Origin of the sequence: Dorea sp. Marseille-P4042, from assembly GCF_900290215.1 — a bacterium.
GTDB lineage: Bacteria > Bacillota > Clostridia > Lachnospirales > Lachnospiraceae > Dorea > Dorea formicigenerans.
In genome coordinates this window covers 587,957-600,852 of sequence record NZ_OLMI01000003.1, presented here as the reverse complement: position 1 = coordinate 600,852, position 12,896 = coordinate 587,957, and the positions used below count along the sequence as shown (strand labels likewise).

The following is a 12,896-nucleotide window of genomic DNA, read 5'->3' as shown; positions in this document are numbered from 1 at the left end:
GAATGCCGAGAGGGATTCGTTGCTTTATTATGCAAAGTATAGTAATATGATACTAAGCCGTTAAGCTGGGATTTTCCTCAAAATGACATGGAAAATGATATGGAAAAGGACAGCTTTGGAAAGCACAGAGTGATAGAAGGATTTGTGTCAGTACTATGTGCTGTGAATTTTGAATGAAGGAGGGTCAGATTATGCAGACGACGGTTATCTGGTTAAGCTTATTTGTACTGTTTCTGGTTATCGAGATCATTACGATGGGGCTTACGACTATCTGGTTCGCAGGAGGAGCGTTAGTTGCATTTCTTGTGGCAGTACTGGGGTTGGGACTAGGAGTGCAGATTATAATATTTGCAATTGTATCTTTGGCACTTCTGGCAGTGACAAGACCGCTTGCCATGAAGTACTTTAACCAGGAGAGACAAAAGACCGGAGCAGAGCTTCTGATCGGACAGAAAGCACTTGTAATTGAAGAGATTGACACACTTTCGTCAAAAGGACGTGTGGAGGTGCGCGGGCAGGAGTGGGCTGCGAAGACAGATGCCCCGGAAGGAAAGATCCCAAAGAATGCAATTGTAGTAGTTGAAGGTATTCAGGGAGTGAAACTGATTGTAAGTAATGGAGAGGAGACGAAGATATGATGGCAGCAGTAATGGGAACATTTTTAGTGATTATTTTAATTATTGTTATGGTATTACTGATTTCCTGTGTGAGGATCGTAAGACAGGCGCAGGCACTTGTGATTGAGAGACTGGGAGCATACCAGGCAACGTGGGGAACCGGACTTCACTTTAAACTTCCGATCGTGGATCGTGTTGCAAGAAGAGTGGATATGAAAGAGCAGGTTGTAGATTTTGCGCCACAGCCGGTTATCACAAAAGATAATGTAACAATGAGAATTGATACCGTTGTATTTTACCAGATTACAGATCCGAAGATGTTCTGTTATGGAGTGGCAAATCCGATCATGGCGATCGAGAACCTGACAGCGACAACTCTTCGTAATATTATCGGAGATCTGGAGCTGGATCAGACACTGACTTCCCGCGAAACGATTAATACGAAGATGCGGGCATCTCTGGATGTGGCAACAGATCCATGGGGAATCAAAGTGAACCGTGTAGAGCTTAAGAATATTATTCCTCCGGCAGCTATCCAAGATGCCATGGAAAAGCAGATGAAAGCAGAGCGCGAGAGACGTGAAGCAATCTTACGTGCGGAGGGAGAAAAAAAATCTACGATTCTTGTTGCAGAGGGACATAAAGAATCTGCAATTCTGGATGCTGAGGCTGAGAAGCAGGCTGCAATCTTACGTGCAGAGGCGCAGAAAGAGGCGATGATTCGTGAGGCAGAAGGTCAGGCTGAGGCAATTATGAAAGTACAGCAGGCAAATGCAGACGGTATCCGCTTCCTGAAAGAAGCAGGAGCAGACGAGGCAGTTCTTACAATGAAGAGCCTGGAAGCATTTGAAAAAGCTGCAGATGGAAAGGCTACAAAGATTATTATTCCATCTGAGATTCAGGGAATCGCAGGACTGGTGAAGAGCATCAAAGAAGTCGCAGTTGATGATACACAGAAATAATAAATATGACAGAATGACAGCAAGCCGGATAAGAGACGGCTTGTAAATATACAGAAAGAAGGACATAAGAGAGATGGATTTAAGGGGAAGAAATTTTCTGACACTGAAAGATTTTACACCAGAGGAGATCACATACATGCTGGATCTTGCGGCAGATCTCAAAGATAAGAAGAAAAAAGGTATTCCGGTCGATAAATACAGAGGCATGAATGTAGCGCTGATTTTTGAAAAGACAAGTACAAGAACACGTTGTGCATTTGAAGTGGCAGCACATGACATGGGCATGGGAACAACTTATCTTGATCCGACAGGATCACAGATCGGCAAGAAAGAAAGTATTGAAGACACAGCAAGAGTTCTCGGAAGAATGTTCGATGGAATTGAGTACCGTGGATTTGGTCAGGAGATTGTAGAAGACCTTGCAAAATATGCAGGAGTTCCAGTATGGAACGGACTGACAAATGAGTATCACCCGACACAGATGCTGGCAGATATGTTGACGATCCGTGAGCATTTCGGACATTTAAAAGGAATAAAACTGGTGTACATGGGTGATGCAAGATACAATATGGGTAACTCTCTTATGATCGCATGTGCGAAACTGGGAATGCATTTTGTAGCATGTACCTCTAAGAATTATTTCCCAAATGCAGAGCTTGTTGAAACTTGCCAGGGATATGCAAAGGAAAGCGGAGCAACCATCACTCTGACAGAAGATGTAGAGAGCGGAACAAAAGATGCAGATGTTATCTACACAGATGTATGGGTATCTATGGGAGAGCCTGACGAAGTCTGGGAGGAGCGTATCCGCGAGTTGTCACCATATAAAGTAACAAAGAAAGTTATGGAGAATGCAGGAGAGAAAGCAATCTTCCTTCACTGCCTGCCGGCATTCCATGATCTGAAGACAAAGATCGGAAAACAGATTTACGAGAAATATGGTCTGACAGATATGGAAGTTACAGACGAAGTATTCGAGTCTTCCCAGTCAAAAGTATTTGATGAGGCAGAGAACCGTATGCATACGATCAAAGCAGTTATGGTAGCGACACTCGGCGAGAGATAAGCATAAGATCAATGAAATGACAAGGCATTCGAGAAATGTCTGAATATAGAAAAAGATAAGAAGAGATAAAAGATGAAATCAGAAATATTACGCTTATTAAAAGAAAGTGATGATTACATCTCCGGGCAGCAGATGTGCGACAGATTCCATGTGTCCAGAACGGCTGTATGGAAAGCGATAGAACAATTAAAAAAAGAAGGTTACGAGATAGAGGCGGTGCGCAATAGAGGGTACCGCCTTCTCGAAAGTCCGGATATTATGTCGGAGGCGGAGATCCGAAGCCTTATGGATACAGAATGGGCAGGAAAGAATATCGTTTATTTTGATGAGATTGATTCTACGAATAATCGGGCAAAAGAGCTGGGTGAGAAAGACGGTGCTCATGGAACACTTTTTGTGGCAGATCGTCAGGTGGCTGGAAAAGGGAGAAGAGGCCGTGTGTGGGAATCCCCAAAAGGAATTAGCATTTATATGACAATTCTGCTCCGACCAGATCTGATACCGACAAAGGCACCGATGCTGACATTAGTTATGGCACAGAGTGTGGCAGAAGGTATCCGGGAAGTGACCGGCATGGAGATTGGAATCAAATGGCCGAACGATATTGTTATGAATAAAAAGAAAGTCTGTGGAATTTTGACAGAGATGAGCACGGAGATTGATTATATCAACTATGTGGTCATCGGTGTAGGAATCAATGTCAATCAGAAAGTATTTGACGAGGAACTGAAAGAGAAAGCCACCTCCCTTATGATTGAGACAGGGGCACCGGTAAAACGTTCCGCACTGATTGCAGCTGTCATGAAGCATTTTGAAATAAATTATGCACTTTTTATGGAAAATGGTGATTTGTCCGGATTACAGGAGAGTTATAATGAGATGCTTGTAAACCGGGGAAAAGAAGTACGGATTCTGGAGCCGGGAAATGAATATAATGCCCATGCATATGGAATCAACGAGACAGGAGAATTAATCGTACGCACACAAAAAGGCGAAGAAAAACATATATTTGCAGGAGAAGTATCTGTAAGAGGGATTTATGGGTACGTATAATCCCGGGACATAAGCTTGTGTGACGTGAGAAGCCTGACAGGATTTTGCCTGGTGTTACACGGCTTAGAAATTATAAAAAAGGAGTAGTTTATGTATCAGGATAAGGTCGTGCTTTGTGGCGCGAATTCATATGAAGAAAAATATTATCTGAACCCGGATTTTGACAGACTTCCGGATCATGTAAAGGATGAGCTGAAGATCATGTGCGTACTGTATGTAAATGATGTAGGCGGAATTCTGACACTCGTATTTGAAGAAGACGGAGAACTGTGTTTCGAAGTGACTTCCGAGGACTTTGATCCAACATTTGATGATATTGGAAGCCATCTGAAAATCAAGCAGATCCAGAGAGAAAAGCAGGATCTGTTAGAAGCACTGCAGTTGTATTACCGAGTATTTTTTCTGGGAGAGGAGATTGAATAGATGCTGTTAGTTATCGATGTTGGAAATACAAACATTACATTAGGAGTATTTAACGGTGAGAATTTGTCAGCAACATTTCGCATGACTACGAAGATACAGAGGACCTCTGATGAGTATGGAATTGCGCTAAATGAACTGATCTGGCATCAGGGATTTGAAAAGTCAGATATTGATGCCTGTATTGTAGCATCAGTTGTGCCGGACATTATGCATTCTCTTGGAAGTGCCATGATCAAATATTTCGGAATCAAGCCAATCGTAGTTTCCGCCGGAATCAAGACCGGGCTGAAGATAAAGACTGAAAATCCAAAACAGGTCGGAGCAGACCGTATTGTTGATGCAGTGGCAGCATATACACTTCACGGCGGACCAGTCATCGTGATTGATTATGGAACTGCTACAACTTACGATGTAGTAGGAGTGGATGGAACATTTGAGGCAGCAGTTATCGCTCCGGGAATCCGCACCTCTGCACAGGCAATGTGGAATCAGGCAGCAATGCTCCCGGCAGTCGAGATTAAGAAACCAGAATCAATTTTAGCAAAAGAGACCATTTCCTGTATGCAGGCCGGAATTGTATTCGGACAGATTGGGCAGACAGAGTATATCGTCAAGAAGATAAAAGAAGAGTCCGGATATGTAGATGCAAAAGTTGTAGCAAGCGGCGGTCTCGGTAAGATCATTACAAATGAGACAGATATCATCGACGTATACGATCCACAGCTTACATTAAAAGGATTACGGATGATTTACGAGAAGAATAAACGTTAAAATAATAACGGGGGACGTAGTAAAATGCCAAAGTACTACGTCCCAAATTAGTAAAAGGGTGTCCCTAATTAATAAAAGAGGTGTCTCAAATTGGAAATAGGAAATTTAGAATTAGAGAATCCGTACATTCTGGCTCCTATGGCAGGCGTGACAGACCTGCCTTTTCGTTTGCTCTGTAAAGAACAGGGGGCGGGGCTTTTATGTATGGAAATGATCAGTGCAAAAGCACTGCAATATAAGAACAAAAATACAAAAGTGCTACTTGCGATCCACCCGCAGGAGTATCCGGTATCATTACAGTTATTTGGTTCAGATCCTAAGATTATCAGCGAGCAGGCGAAGAGAATTGAAGACCTGCCGTTTCAGATTCTGGACATTAATATGGGGTGTCCGGTTCCAAAAGTCGTGAAGAATGGAGAGGGGTCTGCGCTCATGAAGAATCCGAAGCTGGTGTTTGAAATCGTATCACAGCTTGTGAAAGCGATTGAAAAACCAGTGACGGTTAAGATTCGAAAAGGTTTTGATGATGATCATATAAATGCGGTGGAAATCGCGAAGATTGCAGAGGAAGCTGGGGCATCAGCGGTTGCAGTTCATGGAAGAACAAGAGAACAGTATTATTCCGGCGAGGCGGATTGGGATATTATCCGTCAGGTGAAAGAGGCAGTGCATATTCCGGTTATTGGAAATGGAGATGTGACGTCTGCCGAAAAGGCAGCAAAAATGCGGAAGATCACAGGCTGTGACGGCGTGATGATAGGACGTGGTGTTCAGGGAAATCCATGGATTTTCCGAGAGCTGGCTGAGTATGACAGAACCGGAACAATTCCACCAAGACCGACACAAGAAGAAATTCGGAATATGATGCTTCGGCATGCAAGAATGCAGTTGGAATTCAAAGGAGAGTACCTTGGAATCCGAGAAATGCGTAAGCATGTGGCATGGTATGTAAAAGGAATGAAAGGTGCAGCGAAGTTCCGCGCACAGATCAATCAGGTAGAATCTTACGAAGAGCTGGAAGAATTGTTGAAGATGTTAATAAAATAGAAAGAATTTGTAATTGCAACATCATAAAAAGACTATAGACTGCGTATACTTTATCGTGCAAAATGATTGACAATAGTCGGCTGGTTTTGTATAATAATGAAATTGTGAAAGTATCTTTATTTTCAAGAAAGGGAGCAAAAGAATACCATGGAAGCAAAGAAGAAATTACTTACTTATGCAGGATTAAAAGCACTTGAAGAGGAGTTAGAGAATCTGAAAGTTGTTAAGCGTAAGGAAGTTGCTGCAAAGATAAAAGAAGCCAGAGAACAGGGAGATTTATCAGAGAATGCGGAGTATGATGCTGCAAAAGATGAGCAGCGTGATATTGAGGCTCGTATCGAGGAGCTGGAAGCAATTCTCAAGAACGCTGAAGTCGTTGTAGAAGATGAAGTTGATTTTGATAAGATTAACGTAGGATGTACAGTAAAGGCATATGACATCACATTTGACGAAGAAATCGAATTCAAATTGGTAGGTTCAACAGAGGCTAACAGTCTGGAAGGAAAGATTTCAAACGAGTCACCAGTTGGACATGCCCTGATCGGCAAGACGATTGGAGATGTTGTAGAAGTGGAGACACAGGCTGGAGTTATGCAGTACAAAGTACTGGATATTACACGTACAGTATAAGAAAAGGAAGAGAGGAGAATCGCAGTGGGAGATCAGCAGAAGAATACACAGGAACCTGACGTAAGTCAGCTTAGAAAGGTTCGTCGTGAGAAACTTGCAGATTTACAGGCAAACGGAAAGAATCCATTTGAGATCACAAAGTATGATGTGACTTGTCATGCAACAGATATTAAAGAAAATTTTGAGGAGATGGAAGGAAAACACGTATCCGTAGCAGGACGTGTGATGCAGAAGCGTGTTATGGGAAAAGCTTCTTTCTGTAACATTTTAGACCTCAGCGGAAATATTCAGTCTTATGTTGCAAGAGACAGTATCGGAGAAGAGTCATATAAGGATTTCAAGAAACTGGATATCGGAGATATCATTGGTATTGAAGGTGAAGTATTCAAGACTAAGACCGGTGAGATTTCTATCCATGCATCTGCAGTAAAACTTCTGTCTAAGAGTCTGCAGATTCTTCCAGAGAAGTTCCACGGACTGACAAACACAGATACACGTTACCGCCAGAGATATGTAGATCTGATTGTGAACCCGGAGGTTCGTGACACATTTATTAAACGTTCCAGAATTATCAGTGCAGTTCGCCGTTATCTGGACGGACAGGGATTTATGGAAGTTGAGACTCCGATGCTGGTTGCAAATGCCGGTGGAGCTGCAGCAAGACCTTTTGAGACTCATTTTAATGCACTGAATGAGGATTTGAAGCTTCGTATTTCTCTGGAGCTTTACTTAAAAAGACTGATTGTTGGTGGACTTGAGAGAGTTTACGAAATTGGACGTGTATTCCGTAACGAAGGTCTTGACACAAGACACAATCCAGAATTCACTCTGATGGAGTTATATCAGGCATATACAGATTACAACGGAATGATGGATCTGACAGAGAATCTGTACCGTCACGTTGCACAGGAAGTACTTGGAACAACGAAGATTGTTTACAAGGGAATCGAGATGGATCTCGGAGAACCATTCGAGCGTATCACGATGGTAGACGCAGTTAAAAAATATGCCGGAGTTGACTGGAATGAAGTTGAGACTCTGGAGCAGGCAAGAGAACTTGCAAAAGAGCATAATTTAGAATTCGAAGAGAGACATAAGAAAGGCGATATCCTGAACCTCTTCTTCGAGGAGTATGTAGAGGAGCATTTGCTCCAGCCTACATTCGTTATGGATCACCCGGTAGAGATTTCTCCACTTACAAAGAAGAAACCGGAAAATCCAAACTATGTAGAGAGATTTGAGTTCTTTATGAATGGCTGGGAGATGGCAAATGCTTACTCTGAGTTAAATGATCCAATTGATCAGAGAGAGCGTTTCGCTGCACAGGAAGAGGCATTTGCTGCCGGAGATGAGGAAGCAAACCATACAGATGAAGACTTCCTGAATGCACTGGAGATTGGTATGCCGCCTACAGGAGGCATCGGATTCGGTATCGACCGTATGTGTATGCTTCTGACAGGAGCTGAGGCTATCCGTGATGTGCTTCTGTTCCCGACAATGAAGAGCTTGGATAAATAAACCTAGTGTTTATGCGGGATTGAGGCATTTGAGTACGTCAAAGGACGCATTAAAAGACGTATTTTGGCATAGTCATTTACATCAGTATGAAAGAGTACACAATCTGAAAAGAGTAAGATTCAATCAAATATGAACTACTAAGAGGACATTTTCTAAAGAAATTTAGAAGATGTCCTCTTTTTTGCGTTATGGAGAAAATACGTCATTTGTTATGAAGTCAAAGTGAAAGGAGCACAGCAATGGATGAATCAAAGAAGAAAGATAGATATGAGGATGCAAAAAAGTTTGTAAGATATTCAGATGGTGCAAAGATGTACAGTATGGGAATGACAAAATTTCAAGAAGTGGCTAAGGATGCCAAGGCTTGTTATAAGATTGGTCAGCTTGTACTTGTTAATACAGAAATATTGGATAAGTATCTTGAAACTTTTCATATTACAGATTCTGAGTTTTATAAGTAGGTGATGTTATGGTAAATACATTGAGTGGTTCAGTTAGTGCCTATAGAAAAGAAACTGTAAAACCAAGATTTATTCGTATTGATGAAGTAATGGCTTTATTAGATGTAACACGAGATGAGGCAATGGATATAGCATTAGCTGCTGGAGCAAGATATCAGCTTGCAAAGATTATATTAGTACATAAGGAAAGGTTGATGAAATTTATGAAACATTTTGCAAGAGTGCCTAGTTCAAACAAAATCGTAGAAAAGAAGTTTGTAAGAATTGGGGAAGCTTCAATGACTTACAGCATAGGGCATCATAGATTTATTGAAATGGCTAGAGCAGCTGGAGCTGTATATAAGATAGGCGAAGCAAAAGGAAATACTATTCTGATTAATCTGGAGGTGTTTGATGAATATATGGAGCAATTCAGAGAACCGCCAACAGAAATGAAACATCCATTGCCAAATGTGAAAGGAGACTGATGAATGAGTTACTCATATAAGTGCTATTCAGATACAAAGGATTTTATGAAAAAATTTGTCAATGCAGAGGAAGGAGCGATTATTTATGGGATAAGTAAATCTAGAATCATAGTAATTGCGAGAGAGGCAGGAGCAGTCTATAAAGTCGGTAATTCAGCATTAATCAATACGGAATTATTTGAAAAATATCTTGAACGATTCAGAGAGCCGGCAAGAGAACTGCCTAAGCATACATGGAACAAATTAAAGGAAATGACAAATACACCAAAAACTGGTGAAAATTCGTAAAAATACACCAGTGGTGTCACTTCCGTAAAATTAAAGTGCATTGTAGAATATCAATTGTCCAAGAGAGATTGGACATAACAATTGAATAATCAGTTACAGATTTGCAAAGTAGTTTGCACTGCAGAGTATCTGTAGGTAGTAAATTTACGGGGCATGTACCTGGAAGATGAAAGTCACAGCTATCATATTAGTAGCCTGATGGATCGAAAGATGAAGGGTGAGAAGTTGGATGGAAATCTGGAAAAAGGATTCGGCATGTTGCGTAAGGATAATCAACCACAGAGGGCGAGAAGTTCGTCCTTATCCTCAAAAGGCTAAAAGAGGAGATAGTGCTTCTGATAATTCAGAAGGGCGTCGTGAAACACATTTTGTGGCTCGTCTGTAACTCCCGGAGGTGAGAACACCTCTTTGTACACGGGGCGATATAGGAGTCTAGAAGACTGGCGTGTACCTACATGCTTAGCATTAAGCATAGCCATGTAGACTATATCACTTCCAAATTCAAATTTTGTCTATATGGCAACTAATTTGAAGGAGGATAAAGTGATGATGGGATTTAGCATAGCATTTATAATTATTGTTCTTATCGTATTGTATTCATTAGCAAGGACAGCAGGTGAGTCGGACAGAATATTGGAAAATATAAGAGAGCAATCACTCCTTGGAAGGGAGGAGAACTCTGGTGGGAACAGTTGAAAAAAGAGATAAGCATAAGAAACGCAGGTTTGTATCTCCAGAAGAAAAGCTTGAAAGAGAATTAAAAGATTGTATGCATTGTAGATTCTTCTGGGGACATAACAACAGATGTGCCAATGGAACATGTTGTAAACCATCTAAGAAAAAAGAACAGAAACTTCCGACGGAATGTGTCGGATGTCCATATTATCAAGGGAATGGTTATTGTTTTCCTTGTATGCGAAAGCTGATAGGAAAGTAGGTGGTTAAGATGTTCAAGTGGCTGTTTAAGAAGAAAGGATGTGCAAAACATATGAATAACAAATTAGAAGTAATCGGCATTGATCATGGCTGGTCAATGATGAAAACAATCTCTCAGGTATTTGTCACAGGCGTTAAGGAGATTACAACTACTCCGGCACTTTTCGGTGATGTACTTGAGTATGAAGGAAAGTTTTACAAGGTCGGAACTGTAAGGCAGGAAGTAAAGGATACAAAGGTCGAAGATGACAGCTTTTATCTTCTCACTCTTGCAGCAGTTGCTAAGGAACTTAAAAGAAGAGGTCTTGCAGAGGCAAAGGTATTCCTTGCAGTAGGACTTCCACTTACAAGGTTTGGAGCAGAGAAGAATGATTTTATCAAGTACCTGACAAAGAATAAGCGTGTAAGCTTCAAATATGAGAATGAGTCCTATCATATTGAAATTGATGATGTGGCAGTATTTCCTCAGTGCTATGCAGCAGTAGTGGACAAGATTCCTACAATGGCAAAGAAAACGCTGATAGTAGATATCGGTAGCTGGACAATCGACATTATGCCGGTAATCAACAAGTCACCGGATGAATCAAAGTGTGTGACGATACCAAAAGGTCTTATTACCTGTATGCGTTCTATCAATGAACAGTGTGTAAGACAACTTAACGGAGAGGTAGACGAGTCAGAGATACAGAACATCATGCGATATGGCAGGTCAGATATTGATGATGAATACTTTGCCATTATTAAGGCAGAGATAGAGGATTTTGTTGATAAGGTATATAACTCAATCCGTGAGTTTGGGTATAACTTAAAGACTACACCGATTGTATTTGTCGGAGGCGGGGCAGTTGTGATGAAGAATTTTGGTAGTCATGATGCCAAGAACATTTCCTATAACCTTGATGTAAAGGCAAATGCAAGAGGATATGAGCAGCTTGCCACAATGGGACTTAAAAGCACTAAGCGATTATCATAAGGAGGCAGATGATGGGAAGAAGACTTGAATATGAAGTAAAAACTTCTGTCCGCCTCAACATGAGCAATCCTCAGCATGTGAAAATCAATGATGTGATTCAGAACCTTGATCCGAAGATTTTCAAATCTAAGAACCAGTTCATTATAGATGCGATTCAGTTTTACATTGATAATTATGGAAAAGAAACCTTTGTTATCAAGAAGAAGGAAAAAGAGAGGGCTGAATATATCCGGTCAGAAGATATTGATGACATTAAGGAAGAAGTCATTGAAGCAGCAACCAATGAGGCTAGAAAAGAGGTAATAAAGCTGTTAGGCGGAGTGATATCCGGGATGAATGTTGGTCAGCCGGTAATTATGCAGGCAGCCAATATTGAAGCACAAGAACCTACAGAAGATGTTATGGACGATGCAGATGTTGCAGGTCTTGCAATGGGATGGATGTCGAAAGGAGACTGATTATTATGAGAAGAGTTATGGGAGCCGTAGGAACAGTGATTTTAGAGATACTCAAGTGGATATTAAGGATAATTCTTGGAGCTTTGAAGCTGGTCTTAGGACTTGTCAGAATAATTCTTCTTCTATTCGCAATGGTGGCAAGGGTATTTCTTTCATTCGTAAGAATGGGCACATTCTGAGAGGAGGTGAGCGTATGCAGGTAAAGGGTTTATTCTTGAATTATAAGAAAAACAGAAGACTTATGCAGTATTTCTTTAAAATAAGAGAGCTGGTATAATGAAAGGAGTTTAAGATGCACAGAATACGGGACAGTCCTATGTGTCCCGTGCATTACAGATAAATAATTCACCGCAAGGGTGGATGGCACGGAACACAAAGCCCGTCCCTCTTGCGGAGAAGGGATGGGTGATTACTATGAAGAAGATAAGTATTATCTTATTATCCGCAGTACTGGTCTTTTCCATGGCTGCTTGTAATGGTGGTAAGGAAAAGGCTGATAATCAGACAGAGAAAAAGACGGAAAGCGTAAAGCCAACTGAAGAAGTAGCAATGGCAACGGAAACTGTCACACAGGTCACAACCGAAGCTGGAAGTGAAGAGACAGAGAAAGATATTGCCGAGGCTAAAGAATCAGAAGAGAACACTGATAAGGAAGATAACCGGTCCGTTGATAATGAAACTGCTTCAAAGCAGGAAGAAAAGTCAGAGCAGAATGACGAGCCGGAACAAAAAGCTCCTGCAAGTGGTAATAAGGAAGCTGGTGGAAATCAGAGTAATGCAGGTAATGGTGGTCAGACTACAGACAGTCCGAAAGACAATGTGAGCAACCCACAGCCTGCATCCGTGGCATACAGTCCACAGAATGTTGTGTCACTTGCAACAGCAAAGTGTCAGGCAGGAGGGATGATTACCACACAGCAGAATTTACAGAACCATTTGAATGATGGCAGTATCACGCAGGAAGAGTACAATGAGTATTATCCTTACGATGGTATGGAAGGCTCTTATTATAGTGTGTTTGTAGAGACAGACCTCAACAAAGCAAGTACCATTGATGGACAGCGGTTATCATCTGAGGATGCAATCGCAGAATATATTGCAAGTATGTTACTTTTGGAAGCAGATCCGGTATTCTACATCAGTTATGATGGAGTTTACACGACAGGCGGCACAGACTATTACGAGTTTCGATGTCACAGATAAATAAAAACGAATAGAAGCAGAAG

At 41.4% G+C, this 12,896-nt stretch carries 18 protein-coding genes and 1 pseudogene; all 19 read left to right on the top strand.

Translation table 11 applies throughout. The features are described from left to right. Nucleotides 1-191 precede the first annotated feature (191 nt). The 19 genes and pseudogenes from C7E02_RS16440 to C7E02_RS16355 all read left to right on the top strand — a co-directional run bounded on the left by C7E02_RS16440 (nucleotide 192) and on the right by C7E02_RS16355 (nucleotide 12,873). Nucleotides 192-638, top strand: a complete 447-nt coding sequence (locus tag C7E02_RS16440) for an NfeD family protein (RefSeq protein ID WP_005340590.1) — start codon at nucleotides 192-194, stop codon at nucleotides 636-638. Next, complete coding sequence (locus C7E02_RS16435; protein ID WP_005340589.1) at nucleotides 635-1,579, top strand: SPFH domain-containing protein; 945 nt, start codon at nucleotides 635-637, stop codon at nucleotides 1,577-1,579. The genes C7E02_RS16440 and C7E02_RS16435 overlap by 4 nt, the downstream gene beginning before the upstream one ends. 73 nt (nucleotides 1,580-1,652) lie before the next feature. Then, nucleotides 1,653-2,645, top strand: coding sequence for an ornithine carbamoyltransferase (argF, locus tag C7E02_RS16430; protein ID WP_005340588.1), 993 nt, complete (start codon nucleotides 1,653-1,655; stop codon nucleotides 2,643-2,645). Nucleotides 2,646-2,717: 72 nt separating this feature from the next. Further along, entirely contained in the window at nucleotides 2,718-3,698 is a 981-nt protein-coding gene (locus C7E02_RS16425) for a biotin--[acetyl-CoA-carboxylase] ligase (RefSeq protein WP_105310183.1), read from the top strand. 90 nt (nucleotides 3,699-3,788) lie between these two features. Beyond that, nucleotides 3,789-4,121, top strand: a complete 333-nt coding sequence (locus C7E02_RS16420) for a DUF6145 family protein (RefSeq protein ID WP_005330822.1) — start codon at nucleotides 3,789-3,791, stop codon at nucleotides 4,119-4,121. Then, entirely contained in the window at nucleotides 4,122-4,892 is a 771-nt protein-coding gene (locus C7E02_RS16415; RefSeq protein WP_005340586.1) for a type III pantothenate kinase, read from the top strand. 90 nt (nucleotides 4,893-4,982) lie between these two features. Further along, entirely contained in the window at nucleotides 4,983-5,939 is a 957-nt protein-coding gene (gene dusB, locus C7E02_RS16410; protein WP_005340585.1) for a tRNA dihydrouridine synthase DusB, read from the top strand. A 147-nt stretch (nucleotides 5,940-6,086) separates the two neighbouring features. After that, nucleotides 6,087-6,569 carry a transcription elongation factor GreA gene (gene greA, locus C7E02_RS16405; protein ID WP_005330829.1) on the top strand — a complete coding sequence of 161 codons (483 nt, stop codon included), beginning with the start codon at nucleotides 6,087-6,089 and terminating at the stop codon, nucleotides 6,567-6,569. A 24-nt stretch (nucleotides 6,570-6,593) separates the two neighbouring features. After that, a pseudogene (lysS, locus tag C7E02_RS16400) lies at nucleotides 6,594-8,075 on the top strand (lysine--tRNA ligase); the annotation flags it as partial. Between the two features lie 251 nt (nucleotides 8,076-8,326). Further along, nucleotides 8,327-8,548, top strand: coding sequence for a DUF6462 family protein (locus tag C7E02_RS16395; RefSeq protein ID WP_008395358.1), 222 nt, complete (start codon nucleotides 8,327-8,329; stop codon nucleotides 8,546-8,548). An 8-nt stretch (nucleotides 8,549-8,556) separates the two neighbouring features. Continuing rightward, nucleotides 8,557-9,015 (top strand): DUF6462 family protein, encoded by a 459-nt coding sequence (locus C7E02_RS16390; RefSeq protein ID WP_105310182.1) that lies wholly within the window; start codon nucleotides 8,557-8,559, stop codon nucleotides 9,013-9,015. 3 nt (nucleotides 9,016-9,018) lie between these two features. Then, nucleotides 9,019-9,303: a DUF6462 family protein gene (locus C7E02_RS16385; RefSeq protein WP_005340582.1), complete on the top strand. Its 285-nt coding sequence runs from the start codon at nucleotides 9,019-9,021 to the stop codon at nucleotides 9,301-9,303. A gap of 153 nt (nucleotides 9,304-9,456) precedes the next feature. Continuing rightward, nucleotides 9,457-9,621 carry a hypothetical protein gene (locus C7E02_RS19470; RefSeq protein WP_015567901.1) on the top strand — a complete coding sequence of 55 codons (165 nt, stop codon included), beginning with the start codon at nucleotides 9,457-9,459 and terminating at the stop codon, nucleotides 9,619-9,621. Between the two features lie 228 nt (nucleotides 9,622-9,849). Continuing rightward, nucleotides 9,850-9,999: a hypothetical protein gene (locus tag C7E02_RS16380; protein WP_242978960.1), complete on the top strand. Its 150-nt coding sequence runs from the start codon at nucleotides 9,850-9,852 to the stop codon at nucleotides 9,997-9,999. Continuing rightward, the gene (locus C7E02_RS16375) at nucleotides 9,986-10,240 is read left to right on the top strand and encodes a hypothetical protein (RefSeq protein ID WP_004611518.1); all 255 of its coding nucleotides are present in this window, start codon (nucleotides 9,986-9,988) and stop codon (nucleotides 10,238-10,240) included. Before C7E02_RS16380 ends, C7E02_RS16375 begins: the two co-directional genes overlap by 14 nt. A gap of 51 nt (nucleotides 10,241-10,291) precedes the next feature. Next, a complete protein-coding gene (locus C7E02_RS16370) occupies nucleotides 10,292-11,212 on the top strand; it encodes a ParM/StbA family protein (protein WP_105310358.1) in 921 nt (306 codons plus the stop codon). An 11-nt stretch (nucleotides 11,213-11,223) separates the two neighbouring features. Beyond that, nucleotides 11,224-11,670, top strand: coding sequence for an ATP-binding protein (locus tag C7E02_RS16365; protein ID WP_242978959.1), 447 nt, complete (start codon nucleotides 11,224-11,226; stop codon nucleotides 11,668-11,670). Nucleotides 11,671-11,675: 5 nt separating this feature from the next. Continuing rightward, nucleotides 11,676-11,849: a hypothetical protein gene (locus C7E02_RS16360; protein WP_203226979.1), complete on the top strand. Its 174-nt coding sequence runs from the start codon at nucleotides 11,676-11,678 to the stop codon at nucleotides 11,847-11,849. A gap of 181 nt (nucleotides 11,850-12,030) precedes the next feature. Continuing rightward, the gene (locus C7E02_RS16355; protein ID WP_105310357.1) at nucleotides 12,031-12,873 is read left to right on the top strand and encodes a hypothetical protein; all 843 of its coding nucleotides are present in this window, start codon (nucleotides 12,031-12,033) and stop codon (nucleotides 12,871-12,873) included. Nucleotides 12,874-12,896: the final 23 nt, after the last annotated feature.

What these genes read in the sequence shown, in the direction of transcription:
- C7E02_RS16380 (WP_242978960.1), top strand. Translation starts at nt 9,850, where the DNA reads ATGATGGGATTTAGCATAGCATTTATAATTATTGTTCTTATCGTATTG.
- C7E02_RS16395 (WP_008395358.1), top strand. Translation starts at nt 8,327, where the DNA reads ATGGATGAATCAAAGAAGAAAGATAGATATGAGGATGCAAAAAAGTTT.
- C7E02_RS16365 (WP_242978959.1), top strand. Translation starts at nt 11,224, where the DNA reads ATGGGAAGAAGACTTGAATATGAAGTAAAAACTTCTGTCCGCCTCAAC.
- C7E02_RS16425 (WP_105310183.1), top strand. Translation starts at nt 2,718, where the DNA reads ATGAAATCAGAAATATTACGCTTATTAAAAGAAAGTGATGATTACATC.
- C7E02_RS16385 (WP_005340582.1), top strand. Translation starts at nt 9,019, where the DNA reads ATGAGTTACTCATATAAGTGCTATTCAGATACAAAGGATTTTATGAAA.
- C7E02_RS16420 (WP_005330822.1), top strand. Translation starts at nt 3,789, where the DNA reads ATGTATCAGGATAAGGTCGTGCTTTGTGGCGCGAATTCATATGAAGAA.
- greA (WP_005330829.1), top strand. Translation starts at nt 6,087, where the DNA reads ATGGAAGCAAAGAAGAAATTACTTACTTATGCAGGATTAAAAGCACTT.
- C7E02_RS16355 (WP_105310357.1), top strand. Translation starts at nt 12,031, where the DNA reads ATGGCACGGAACACAAAGCCCGTCCCTCTTGCGGAGAAGGGATGGGTG.
- C7E02_RS16390 (WP_105310182.1), top strand. Translation starts at nt 8,557, where the DNA reads ATGGTAAATACATTGAGTGGTTCAGTTAGTGCCTATAGAAAAGAAACT.
- C7E02_RS19470 (WP_015567901.1), top strand. Translation starts at nt 9,457, where the DNA reads ATGTACCTGGAAGATGAAAGTCACAGCTATCATATTAGTAGCCTGATG.
- C7E02_RS16370 (WP_105310358.1), top strand. Translation starts at nt 10,292, where the DNA reads ATGAATAACAAATTAGAAGTAATCGGCATTGATCATGGCTGGTCAATG.
- C7E02_RS16360 (WP_203226979.1), top strand. Translation starts at nt 11,676, where the DNA reads ATGAGAAGAGTTATGGGAGCCGTAGGAACAGTGATTTTAGAGATACTC.
- C7E02_RS16415 (WP_005340586.1), top strand. Translation starts at nt 4,122, where the DNA reads ATGCTGTTAGTTATCGATGTTGGAAATACAAACATTACATTAGGAGTA.
- C7E02_RS16435 (WP_005340589.1), top strand. Translation starts at nt 635, where the DNA reads ATGATGGCAGCAGTAATGGGAACATTTTTAGTGATTATTTTAATTATT.
- C7E02_RS16440 (WP_005340590.1), top strand. Translation starts at nt 192, where the DNA reads ATGCAGACGACGGTTATCTGGTTAAGCTTATTTGTACTGTTTCTGGTT.
- argF (WP_005340588.1), top strand. Translation starts at nt 1,653, where the DNA reads ATGGATTTAAGGGGAAGAAATTTTCTGACACTGAAAGATTTTACACCA.